Source organism: Prevotella sp. LCP21S3_D2, from assembly GCF_052118345.1.
Taxonomy (GTDB): domain Bacteria; phylum Bacteroidota; class Bacteroidia; order Bacteroidales; family Bacteroidaceae; genus Prevotella.
The window spans coordinates 16,255-27,964 of record NZ_JBQKHJ010000023.1; the positions used below are offsets into that span (position 1 = coordinate 16,255).

The window sequence follows — 11,710 nt, forward strand, 5'->3', positions numbered from 1 at the left end:
TATTAGTATATTAAATTGTTATTTGCGCTGCAGAAATAAACAAAAAAGCAGAATACTATTTTATCACAAGTATCAAATACTTTCAATTATGTAAATTACATCTGTACCTTTACAGCCTTTCCGTCATATTCCACACTCTTGCTTGCCTGCATAGGCTGATCGCCCGCACCACTATTGGCATCCACCAGTACGATGTGGAATCTGCGATGCTGGAGCATTCCCTTATAGCTGCCCTTACGTGGAGCGATGTTCAGGGTTCTGTCTGCTTCATTCCAAACAAACTTGATTTCAGAGAATTTACCCTTCTCATAGTTGTAGTTGTCACCCTCGTCCTCATAGAGCGTAAACGAACCGTCTGCACCAGGATAGACACGGATTTCCAGCTCATCCCAAGGCTTCTCTGAACTATACTGCACTTCAGGACCGAATGGCAGGATGGTACCTGCCTTGATGAATACAGGCATGATGTCGATAGGACAAAGGCGCTGGATATCCTGACCACCCTCATACTGGGCATTGCTCCAGAAATCATACCATTTATTACCCTTTGGCAAGTAAACATTCACAGGCGCAGCTGCCTTCCTTACATCAGGATAGATGGTATGACCCTTCTTCTCCTTATCCTTCCAGGTGTATAAAGGATCGGTTACCGGCTTCACCAGAATGTTGCGGCCAAAGAGATACTCATCGTTCAGGCGGGAAGCCTTCTTGTCGTGGGCATAATCCATTACCAGGGCACGCATCATGCTTCCGCTATTCTGTACACAGTCGCCAGCCGTACTGTAGATATAAGGCAAAAGGCGATAGCGCAGCTTGATGGCCTTAATCATAGCATCATAAGCCCAGTCGCCCGGCTTTCCGAATTCATACAGTTCGCTTACCATCGGCGAAGAACAGTGGTTGCGCATCAATGGCATGAAGGTTCCCCACTGCATCCAGCGGGTCTGCAGTTCCTGAAGGGCAGGGTTCTTTGGATTCTGTTCAAACTCCCAGTAGAAGAAACCACCCAGGTCGGTGTTCCAGAATGGGATACCGCAGAGCGAGAAGTTCAAGCCCGATGGAATCTGATTCTTCATCTCGTCCCAGGAAGCCACCACATCACCACTCCAGCAGATGGTGCCATAATGCTGAATACCGAGACTGCCGCTTCGGGTCATCTGGAGCGAACGCTTTGTGTTGCCCTTCATCGCTCTCTGGTGCTCGTAGATGCTCTTGTTGTGCAACAATGGGAAGGCGTTCTTCACTCCCAACCATGAACCATCGAAGGTCTGATAGTTCTCATCGCCCGGCTTCTCAAAATGGTCTGGCTCCGTAGAATCGGTCCACCAGGCATCAAATCCCATCTGGTAGAGATGAGTAAGATACTTCCAATAGAGGTTGCGAGCCTTCGGATTGAAGACATCGTATGGCATCACGCCACTGTTTCTTGGCCACGTTTCAAAAGGAAGGAGGGCATTCATCTTCTTCAGTTCACGATACTGATCTGTCCAAGGACCGAAACTTGCCCAGATGGAAATCATCAGATGGGCATCGTTCTTATGAACATACTTCACCATCTCTTCCGGACTCTTCAGGCGGGGTTCTCCCTGCGCCTTCATCTGCTTCATATCGGTAGGAAGATACTTGGCATAGGCTGGGTCGCCCACCTTATTTATATAATATGGATTCTGGAATTTCATCGCATTCCAGTTGGAGTCGCATCCCCAATACTGCCAGTCCTGCACGATGGCATCAGTAGGAATCTTCAGTTCGCGATACTTATCCAATACGCCTGCCAGTTCATCGCTGGTCTTATAGCGTTCACGGCATTGCCAGAAGCCCATCGCCCATTTCGGGAACATCGTAGCTTGTCCGGTCAGTTCACGGATGCTGGCGATGACTCCATCCTGCGTACCATCCTTGTACATGAAATAGTAGTCGGCGCAGGTTCCCACTTCGCTGGTAAAGGAAGTGCATGATGGCTGGTTGCCATTATCCTTGGATGCTACTACATCATTGAAATAGGTTTTTCCCGCATTGTCCCAGTAAAGACCATAGCCCTTCTCGCTGGTGAAATAAGGGATGGCGATGTAAGTGTTATGATTCCAGAGTTCGATGTTCTGGCGACCACGCTGATTCATGTAAACATCGCGCAACTGTCCCAGGCCATAGATTGCCTCGTCATCAGCAAGACGGAAGTCCTGCTCTATGCGGTACTTGCCCTTGTTGGCTTCATCCTTGCGGGCTTCCAGACGGGTCTTCGTGTCGGTAAGCAGCAACTTTCCATCCTTCGAAAGAAAGCGGATTTCGCCAGTCTGCTGATTCAGTTCTACGGAGATAAAACCAGAGTTTATTTTTACAACATCACCATTTTCCTGTATTTGAACGTCCTTCATCTGTTGAGGTTTCAAAACAACAGAATAGCTTTTCTTCTGAACAGGAGCACCTAGTCCAGCATCAGATTTCAAGATGCGGACGATGGATGGAGAATAGAATTCGATGGTTACATTCTGCTGAGCCACCTGACGGGTGACAGACTTGGCAGCCGTACCTTTCTGGGTGCCTGCCACCTTTACGCTCTTGGCGCTGAGTTCACTAGGAACGCCAACTACAGCGAAGCCCAAAAGGGCAATGAGAGATAAATTCTTTAGCATACTTTTGTTTATTTTATTAGAGGGTTTATGATTTGTACTGTTCCAAATACATAAGATTGTATTTCGGTTGCAAAGGTAATGCTAAATGGTGGAAAAGGGATAAAACAAATGATGAATCGAGTGGTACATTTGTTGAAAAATGCCGGAAAAGCCCCATTCCAGGGCTATTCCGGCATCATTTATCTATATTCGGAAGGCAATACGCCAAATTCCTTCTTAAAACACTTGGTGAAATAGCTGGGCGAGCTGAAGCCCGTTCGCTCGGCAATTTCATTCACACACTGCTTACCTTCCTGAAGCAAGGCAGCTGCACGACGAAGGCGGATGCTGCGGATAAATGCCACAGGAGTAGTATCGGTCAGAGCCGTCAGCTTTTTATAAAGTCCTGTCCGCTCCATACAGAGATCCTGTGCCAGTTGTTCCACGCCATATTCGCCATCTTCAAGATGCTGTTCTATCAGAGCACGCACCTGAAGAATCAGCTCGGGTTCCCGATTGACAGCCTCGGCTGTTTCTGGTAGCAGGCTATCCTCTGGCAAGGAAGGAATGTCATCTTTTGTGGAATCGGTATTTATTACATTTGTTTTCTTTCCTCTACGAAGATAAAGAGTGATGATGCCCACCAAAATCACGAGGAAAACCACCAAGCCAGCTATCGCCCATCCCGACTTCCACCAGGGTTGGTCTATTGTGAAGAAGAGGCCCAACATTGGTGAAACATAAATCAGACCATCGTGATAGGTTCCCAGCCAGATGGCTCCTTCCTTATCCCGATAAACCGTATTGATGCCTGTGGTGAGCGATTTTCCGTCAGGCAAAGCCAATTCCTTTACCTCGCGTGGAGTAGTGCCCAACTTGAAGTCGAACATCAGATAACCATGCTGACAGCTGATCAGAGCCTGATTGTCTGATGACATGTTCAATGTATGCAAGAGGTAATCGCATGCGTATATCCTGGAATATTTCCGGGTTTCCGGATTAAAATGCAGGAAGATGGAAGCATCCGTCTTGTTCTTTTCATCACGTCCGGTTCTTATCTGGTAAAACTGTCCGCTCGGTGTCTGAACGGTGAGTGAGGTGTTCTGATAATGCTGAGCTTCGGCTGTTGAATAGGCAGAAGCGGTATAGGTCAGCTTATCATTCTGAAAAACCGCCACGATTCCTGAATCCATGAAAGCATAAACCTGTCTGCCATCGGTATCCAGATCCTGCAGACACCCCCATTCCTTCTTCAAATGGATTAGATTGCCATCCTGCGTATTGAGCAGCGAATCACCCATAACAACCCATACATTTTTCCTGCTATCTACAAACAGATCCTGAATGTCATTCCGGGTCGGGCCGTTTCGCATCATTTTCATCTTATTCTCTTTTCCATTTCCAGACAGAGCGTCAAGGGGATGTTCCAGAATTCTGCCCTCTGCAAGCAGAATACAGAATATCTTCTGGTATTCCTTTACCCATAACCTGTCCTGGCTATCGGCATAAAGATGCGTCTGCCCCTTGTATTTCGTGATGTTTTCTGCCTTTTCTGCAGGAAGGGGAATCAAGGAGAAGTGCCTTCCATCATAGAGATTGATTCCCTTGGGAGTTCTCACCGCCAATCTGCCATCTGTCAACTGCATCATCTGTAGGACATGGTTATCAGAAAGCCCCTGTTGGGTATTGAGTACATAGAAATAATCGTTTGTCTCTACCTTCTGGGCAGAGCTGGTAAGTATCCGGCCGCCAAAGCAGAGGAAAACGATGCATAGTTTGATGATATATGGTTTATAACTTCTCATAGAGCCTTATTGTCTATTTTCATTGCTGCTATTTTGCTTATTCTTTGCAAAAATATAAAAAAAGATTGAGACAGACAAGACAAGCAGGCAAAATTTTGTGGCTTTCACTCTATCTCCTATATTAATTAATTCCCTATAGATTTAATGGATATCAGACTCTTCCACTGCAGGTGCTTTGTCCTCCTTGGATTGGGGCTTGGGTACGAAGCCCAGAATAGCTACCAGACAACTCATCAATGGACTGATGATGTTGAAGAAGCAGAATGGGAGATACACCAGTGTCGGGATGCCGAGAACCGTACTCTGCGTCATACCGCAGGCTGTCCATGGAACCAGTACGCTCGTTACGGTAGCACTATCCTCTGTACTTCGGCTCAAGAGTTCCGGACGGTAGCCTCGTTCTGCATATTCATCCTTGTAGATAGATGCATTCATGATGATGCTCAGAAACTGGTCGCCCATAACGAGATTGAGCAATACACCCGATGTCACGGTACTGCAGACAAGTGATATGGTGCTGTGGATGCTTTTCAGAAGCACGTGGGTGATAGCGTGAAGCATGCCGCTGGCTACCATACATGAACCGAAACACATGGCACAGAGAATGAGCCAGATGGTGTTGAGCATGCCTGCCATGCCGCGGGTTGCCACAAGTTCATTGATGTTCTCCATGCCGCAATCTACCTGAGTGTGGGTATAGCAGGTAGTCATGATTCCCTCAAAGAGGCTCTTGGCAGTGATGTTGTCTTCGCCAGCAATCTTTACCAGTACTTCCGGCTGGAGGATGAGGGCACAGATGCATGCAGAAAGAGCTGAAAGAAGAAGCGTGATGAGAGAGGGGGTCTTGCGGTAGATGAGCCATCCTGTAAAAGCCGGAACGAGCATCGTAAGTAGGGAGATATTGAAACCATGACTCAGACCGGTAAGATACTGGCTGATATCCACAGGTTTGGAATCATAGCAGAGTCCGATGATGAGATAGAGCACCAGCGAGAGCAGGATGCTTGGTATGGTGGTGTAGAGCATATAGCGGATATGCGAGAAAAGATCGGCACCGGCTATGCTTGAAGCCAGGACGGTGGTATCGCTCATAGGTGAGAGCTTATCACCGAAATAGGCTCCCGAGATGATGGCTCCAGCGGTGTAGGGGGCTGGTATTCCCAAGGCATCACCGATTCCCATCAGAGCAATACCGATGGTGGCAATGGTGGTCCATGAGGTTCCTGTCATCACGGAAATGATGCTGGAGATGATGCAGGCGCAGGGTAGGAAAAAGGTCGGCGACATGATCTGTACACCATAATATATTAATGTGGGAACCACGCCACTGATCATCCAGGTAGCTGACATCATTCCGATGAGCAGCAGGATCAGAATAGATACTCCGGCATCGCCCACGGTCTTTTTGATCATCTCCTCGAAGATATTCCATTTCATATTGTAGATTCCCATGCCGAGTGCAACGCATACTGCTGTGGCTATCATGAGGGCCACCTGAGAGGCACCCGCCAGGGCATCATCAGGGAAGAGTTTGACAACCATGACGATGAGGGTGATAAGTACTGCCAGCGGTATGACAGAAATGAAGGGATGTGGTTCCACTGGCTGCTGAGGTGGGCAGGATACCTGCTCCTCAGAAGCTTGAGTTTTTTGTTTATTTTCTTTTTGTTCCATTTGTTAATACTCTCTTATACATTTCACAAAGACACAATTCGTCATCTGACGATGCCAGGATGATTTCACCGCATGTCGGATTTTGTTAAGTTTCATATATATATTGTACTTATTGTGCAAAAATAATAAATATTTTCAGATTTCGCAAGATAAGGTACAATATAGCTTTCTTATTTATAATATATTATACTTTTATTGAACTTTTCTTTGAGTTTTGTCATATTTTCATTAACTTTGCCAGCAAAACTATCATTAAGAGTTACCCTTTAAAATAAATGTATTATGCAGATATTATTGGCAAATGCCAAAATCATGTTTGATAAGGCAGATAGGGCAGCTGTTTCAAAGCCACTTTTCCAGTCTGTGGCTGAAATGTTGGCTGCAGAAATGGCTAAGCTGGACGTAGAGGAATTGGCTAGGCAACTTGATTGCAGCCACAAGATAGCTTTGGAAAACTGGAAACGCTATCGTAATTTTATGGCTGCAGAGAAGATGCCTGCCATACTTTCCTACAATGGACAGGCGTATAAGCATCTACGTGCCAACACTTTGGGAGAAGAATCCCTGCAGTATGCCCAGAAACATCTCTGGATTACCTGCTTTCTCTATGGATTGCTTCGGCCGATGGATGGCATCGTGCCTTATCGTATGGAGCATTGCGTGACGCTTGAAGCTACAAACGACAAGCCGGTCAATCAATTTTGGAAAGATAAACTTACCGATGTTCTTATCCACAGTGTGAAAGCAGACGATGGCATACTTATCCATCTCTCTACAGCAGAATATGAACATCTGTTTGATTGGAAGAGAATTTGCAGGGAAGTGAAAGTCATCCAGCCTCTCTTTTATGTTCGCCAGAAGGATGGTAGGCTGAAAATGCAGGCTGTGTGGGCTAAATCCTGCCGTGGAGCTATGGTGAGATACATTCTAAGCAACCAACTTGCTACTCCAGAAGAATTGGCAGCCTTCAGTTACGAAGGTTTTGAATACACACCAGAATTAGGAGAAGTGGCTTTTCCGCATTTCGTTCGTAATATAACAAAATAGTACTTTTTTGCCTTGTTGCTTATTCCGCCAATCGGATGCTCATAGGGCTTACGGTGATGAGGCGCTTCTTGTAGAGGTCGCCAATGGCACGCTTGTAAACCTTCTTGCTCACGTGGAAACGCTCGTAGATGTCGTCGGCCTCGCTCTTGTCGCCAAGGTTGCACTCGCCGTCGTTGTCCAGAAGATACTGGTAGAGGGTTTCTACGAAATCGGCTGTCTGCTGGATGCCGGTCTTCTGCAGGGTGACATCTATCTTTCCGTCAGGGCGAACTCTTCCGATGTATCCCTTCATCTTGTCACCCGTGTGGATGTACTGGAAAATCTGGTCCTGATAGAGGAGACCCGGATACTGGTTGTCGATGATAACCTTGAAGCCGAGGTCGGTCTTCTGCCAGATGAGGAGATCCACCTCATCACCATGCTTGTAGTGAGGATGGTCTTCGTTGAGATAGCGCTCAATCTTGGCAGAGGCAACGATGCGATAGCTCTCCTCGTCGATGTGGATATGCACGATGTAGGAGTTGCCGAGCACCATGCGCTTCTTCTGCTCGCGGAATGGACAGAAGATGTCCTTCATCAGTCCCCAGCTCAGGAAGGCTCCGTATTCGTTGACCCATTTTACTTCGAGATAGGCGAAGTCGCCCACCTTTGCCAAAGGGGTTTCGGTGGTTGCTATGAGACGCTCTTCCTGGTCGAGATATAGGAAGACATCCAGCTCGTCGCCGATGCCAGCGTCTTCAGGAACGTAGCGGGATGGAAGGAGGATTTCTCCCTCGTCACCACCATCGAGATACAGACCGAAATCTACTTTCTTTACGATGCGAAGGCGATTGAAATCGCCGAGTTTTATCTTTTTTGCCATATAATATTACTTTCGAGAATATAAAATGCTTTTGCCCTTACAGGGGCGACAGGTTTGCGTCCGTAATTACCCAGGGTGTTGCCTTGGGCTAGGAGCTTCTGCCCTTTCAGGGCGTTTAGATGCAATCTATGGATGAGTCTGGTTCTTCTGCAGAAACTTCTTTATTGTTATCAGCAGTTTCTTCCTGGCTATCAGCAGCTCCAGCCTCCACCGTCTTCTCTATCATTCCATCCTTGAGATGGATGGTGCGGTCGGTGATGGACGCAAGACCCTCATCGTGGGTAACGATGACGAAAGTCTGACCGAACTTGTCTCTCAGGTCGAAGAAGAGCTGGTGAAGCTCTGCCTTGTTCTTAGTGTCGAGGCTTCCTGATGGCTCATCGGCAAGGATGACGGCAGGATTATTGACCAAGGCTCTTGCCACGGCTACACGCTGTTTCTCACCACCAGACAACTCGGCAGGCTTGTGGTTGGCTCTGTCGCTCAAGCCCATGAATTCCAATAACTCCTCGGCACGTTCCTTGGCTTCCTTTCTGCCCTTTCCGGCGATGAAGGCAGGAATCATGATGTTCTCCAGGGCGGTGAACTCCGGTAGAAGCTGATGGAACTGGAAGACGAAACCGAGATGCTGGTTGCGGAAATCGCTCAGTTTCTTGGTGCTGAGGCTGCGCACATCAATGCCGTCCACCTCTATGCTGCCACTATCTGGCTTGTCGAGGGTACCGATAATCTGGAGAAGAGTGGTCTTACCGGCACCACTAGGTCCGACGATACTAACCACTTCGCCCTTGTCAATATGCAGGTCGATGCCCTTGAGTACCTGCAGGGAGCCGAAGCTCTTTGTTATACCTTTTATATCAATCATTTTCTTATTCAAAATTATTTTGCAGGCAAAATTAAGCAAAATAATTGGAACAGCCTAATTTTAAGAGGTAAAAAGAAATAAGGAATGATATAAAAAAGCAAAACGAGCCTTATTCTTACGAATAAAGCCCGTTTCTGTGTTGTTTTCTATAAAATAGATGCTTTATTTCAACCCGTCGGCATCGCCGGTGGTCTTCAATCCGTTGCTCTTTTCGCGAGGAGTGATATTCACTTTCTTTGCTACGGTGTTCTCGATGAGATTGGCATCGAATGCCATCTTCTTGTCGGTGCAGTTGATGTTCTCGAAGGTGAAATCTACCAGACGGTATTTATCGCTTGTTCCTACATCGAAGAAGTTGTCACAATCCATCTGGATATTCTTCATCGTGATGTTGTTGCACTGGCTCAACGGCATGTCCTTGCGATCGCCTGGCTTGAAGAACTGGGTCCATGGACGGATGACGAGGAAACTGCCGGTCTTGCCCTGGATATTATCCACCGTTACATACTCGTAATGCTGAGGAGTATCAGGACGCATCTTCAACCAAAGCACGCGCTGCGCATTGCCTACCTTGATGTTGCGCAATACGATGTTGCGGTCTTTTATGCTTTCGCTGCCAAGGGTTAAGCATCCGTGCACTCTACCATAGGTGCAGTTCTGGATGAGTACATTATATACAGGACCGTTCTCCGGAGCCTGGTCTGCCCAGGTTCCCTTTCCGCCCTTGATGGCGATGGCATCATCGTTTACGCTCATGTAGCAGCCTTCCACCAGTACATCGTGACAGACATCAATGTCGATGGCGTCGCTGCTTGGTGCCCGCATGCCACTGGTAGGGGCGAAGATGGTGCAGCCCAGGAAGCGGACATGGTCGCAACGGTAGATGTGGTTGGTCCAGAACGGACTGTTCTGGATATGCACATCCTGCAAGGTTACGTTGCTGGAGTTGCTTATATAGACGAGGCGAGGGCGCTGTGCATCCTTGTTGGTGCACTGTCGGTTCCAGGTGCGGCGAATCCAGAACTCCTCCCAGTAGTGATAACCATTTCCATCGATGGTACCCGTACCGGCGATGGTGAAGCCGTTGCATTTATCGGCATTGATGAAGGCGGAGAAGTATTTGCAGGTCTCGCCTTCGATGCGGGTTTCTACCACAGGGAAGTTGGCGATGCGATTGCTACCTTTCAGTTTTCCGCCTTCTGAAACATAGAGATGGGTCTTTGGCTTGAAGAAGAGGGCACCGCTCTGATAGGTTCCGGCAGGCACCACGATAACACCACCGCCATCTTGGGCAGCACGATCGATGACCGCCTGGATAGCCTTGGTCTGAATCAGGGTGCTATCCGTCTTTACGCCATAGTCGGTGAGGACGTATTTCTTGCCCAGGGTATCCACGTTCACCTTCTGGGCGTTGCTGAACCAGGCATCCATCTTTGTGCCATCAGGCCAAAGCTCGGTTTGTGCCTTCTTTGCTTTCTTCTGTTTCTTTGCGGCGTTGGCGCTTAGTGGCGAAAACGCCACCAGGCAAGCCATCAGCCAGATATATTTCTTCATGATTTGTTCTTTTTTAAAGATTAAGACTTGGGGGACCAGCGATGGAATAGCTGGGAACGGGGGCGTAAAGGGGGAAGGGGAGCTTTTTAGCTTTTGGGCTTTTACCTTTTTACCCTTTTACCTTTAAAAAGCCTTTTTACTTTTTTCCCTTTACAAGCTTGTAATACTCTGCGGCGCCTAGCAGGAGGCAACCGGTGCCGTAATCCTCAAAGTCTGGGACTGAGGTGAAGGTGACTGGCTGACCGGCTGATGGCTCCTTTCCTGTGCCCTGGTTGTAGCCGATGAAACCATCCTCGTGAACAGATGCGGCAAGCGCCTTCCATGCCTTGTCCATCGCCTTCTGGTAGGTGGCTCTAGGAAGAATGCCCTGCTGAACGCCCCATGCCATACCATAGAGGAAGAGGCCTGTACCCGTCATTTCTGGACCGCCATAGTTGGCTGGACAAACGAGGCTCACGTTCCAATAGCCATCTTCGCGCTGGCACTTCAGGATAGCCTTACTCATCAAGATAAAGTCTTTCTTCAGATACTGATAGTACTTGTCTGTCTTTGGCAGAGTCTCCATCACGCGTACCAGGGCTGCATATACCCAACCGTTGCCACGGCTCCAATAGCAGTTGCTGCCATCCTTCTCCTTGTAAGGTGGCACGTAGTCCTTGTCTCTCCACCAGAGCCCCTCTTTCTTGTTGAAGAGTCCGTTAGCCAGGGTATCACGGCTCCATTTATAGGAATTCATCGCATAATCTAGGTATTTGCGCTCACCGGTAATCTTGGCATACTTGGCATAGGCTGGCATCGCCATCTGGATTGCATCAATCCAGGTCCAGTAGTTTACCCGGTTGGTGGACATCTGATGGTCGAGGTTCTCCTTTACCTTGCTTAAGTCCTTCTTACCGCCTGTCTGAACGTAGCGGTCCATGTAGGTTTGCTGGCAGCACTGGTTGTCGGCATCGGTATCGTTCACGCTACCACGGGCTGTCCATTTGTGGTAATCCGCCCATTTATCGGTGTAGTCAAGATAGCGCTGTTGAGGGTCAATCTCGTAAAGCGCCATCAATCCCTCGTAATATACGGCACGGGTCCAGAGGTTGCTGGTGCGGACTTTCTTTACGAATGTGTCGAGAGTAGGGTCGCTGTACTTCGTCATGAAGTAGTTGTTGGTGCGATGAGCTACTTCCAGAATTTCATTTTGCAATGCGTTCTGGGCAGACATTGAGGTCAAGCCTATGAGCATGCAGAGCGATGATAAGATCAGTTTCTTCATTTGTCTTGTTATTAATGTTAGTTTATT

General features: G+C 47.9%; 8 protein-coding genes. 1 reads left to right on the forward strand and 7 read right to left on the reverse strand.

The genetic code is table 11. The annotated features are described in order from the left end of the window. Nucleotides 1–95: 95 nt before the first annotated feature. From ACTQ16_RS12845 to ACTQ16_RS12855, 3 genes are all read right to left on the reverse strand, one after another. Complete coding sequence (locus ACTQ16_RS12845) at nt 96–2,633, reverse strand: glycoside hydrolase family 31 protein (RefSeq protein WP_441937739.1); 2,538 nt, start codon at nt 2,631–2,633, stop codon at nt 96–98. Nucleotides 2,634–2,812: 179 nt separating this feature from the next. Beyond that, nucleotides 2,813–4,417 (reverse strand): helix-turn-helix domain-containing protein, encoded by a 1,605-nt coding sequence (locus ACTQ16_RS12850; RefSeq protein ID WP_441937741.1) that lies wholly within the window; start codon nt 4,415–4,417, stop codon nt 2,813–2,815. Between the two features lie 141 nt (nt 4,418–4,558). Beyond that, nucleotides 4,559–6,091, reverse strand: coding sequence for a Na+/H+ antiporter NhaC family protein (locus ACTQ16_RS12855; RefSeq protein WP_441937743.1), 1,533 nt, complete (start codon nt 6,089–6,091; stop codon nt 4,559–4,561). 282 nt (nt 6,092–6,373) lie between these two features. Between ACTQ16_RS12855 and ACTQ16_RS12860 the strand changes: the two genes are divergently transcribed. Next, complete coding sequence (locus ACTQ16_RS12860) at nt 6,374–7,138, forward strand: YaaA family protein (RefSeq protein WP_294971005.1); 765 nt, start codon at nt 6,374–6,376, stop codon at nt 7,136–7,138. A 19-nt stretch (nt 7,139–7,157) separates the two neighbouring features. Here ACTQ16_RS12860 and ACTQ16_RS12865 read toward each other — a convergent pair whose 3' ends face one another. The 4 genes from ACTQ16_RS12865 to ACTQ16_RS12880 all read right to left on the reverse strand — a co-directional run bounded on the left by ACTQ16_RS12865 (nt 7,158) and on the right by ACTQ16_RS12880 (nt 11,683). Next, nucleotides 7,158–8,000 (reverse strand): CvfB family protein, encoded by an 843-nt coding sequence (locus ACTQ16_RS12865; RefSeq protein ID WP_441937745.1) that lies wholly within the window; start codon nt 7,998–8,000, stop codon nt 7,158–7,160. A gap of 115 nt (nt 8,001–8,115) precedes the next feature. Further along, nucleotides 8,116–8,865, reverse strand: coding sequence for an ABC transporter ATP-binding protein (locus ACTQ16_RS12870; protein WP_441937747.1), 750 nt, complete (start codon nt 8,863–8,865; stop codon nt 8,116–8,118). A 162-nt stretch (nt 8,866–9,027) separates the two neighbouring features. Beyond that, on the reverse strand, nt 9,028–10,419 hold the full coding sequence (locus ACTQ16_RS12875; RefSeq protein ID WP_441937748.1) for a rhamnogalacturonidase: 1,392 nt from the start codon (nt 10,417–10,419) through the stop codon (nt 9,028–9,030). Between the two features lie 136 nt (nt 10,420–10,555). Further along, complete coding sequence (locus tag ACTQ16_RS12880; protein ID WP_294970070.1) at nt 10,556–11,683, reverse strand: glycoside hydrolase family 88/105 protein; 1,128 nt, start codon at nt 11,681–11,683, stop codon at nt 10,556–10,558. Nucleotides 11,684–11,710 lie beyond the last annotated feature (27 nt).

What these genes read in the sequence shown, in the direction of transcription:
- ACTQ16_RS12845 (WP_441937739.1), bottom strand. Translation starts at nt 2,633, where the DNA reads ATGCTAAAGAATTTATCTCTCATTGCCCTTTTGGGCTTCGCTGTAGTT.
- ACTQ16_RS12850 (WP_441937741.1), bottom strand. Translation starts at nt 4,417, where the DNA reads ATGAGAAGTTATAAACCATATATCATCAAACTATGCATCGTTTTCCTC.
- ACTQ16_RS12855 (WP_441937743.1), bottom strand. Translation starts at nt 6,091, where the DNA reads ATGGAACAAAAAGAAAATAAACAAAAAACTCAAGCTTCTGAGGAGCAG.
- ACTQ16_RS12860 (WP_294971005.1), top strand. Translation starts at nt 6,374, where the DNA reads ATGCAGATATTATTGGCAAATGCCAAAATCATGTTTGATAAGGCAGAT.
- ACTQ16_RS12865 (WP_441937745.1), bottom strand. Translation starts at nt 8,000, where the DNA reads ATGGCAAAAAAGATAAAACTCGGCGATTTCAATCGCCTTCGCATCGTA.
- ACTQ16_RS12870 (WP_441937747.1), bottom strand. Translation starts at nt 8,865, where the DNA reads ATGATTGATATAAAAGGTATAACAAAGAGCTTCGGCTCCCTGCAGGTA.
- ACTQ16_RS12875 (WP_441937748.1), bottom strand. Translation starts at nt 10,419, where the DNA reads ATGAAGAAATATATCTGGCTGATGGCTTGCCTGGTGGCGTTTTCGCCA.
- ACTQ16_RS12880 (WP_294970070.1), bottom strand. Translation starts at nt 11,683, where the DNA reads ATGAAGAAACTGATCTTATCATCGCTCTGCATGCTCATAGGCTTGACC.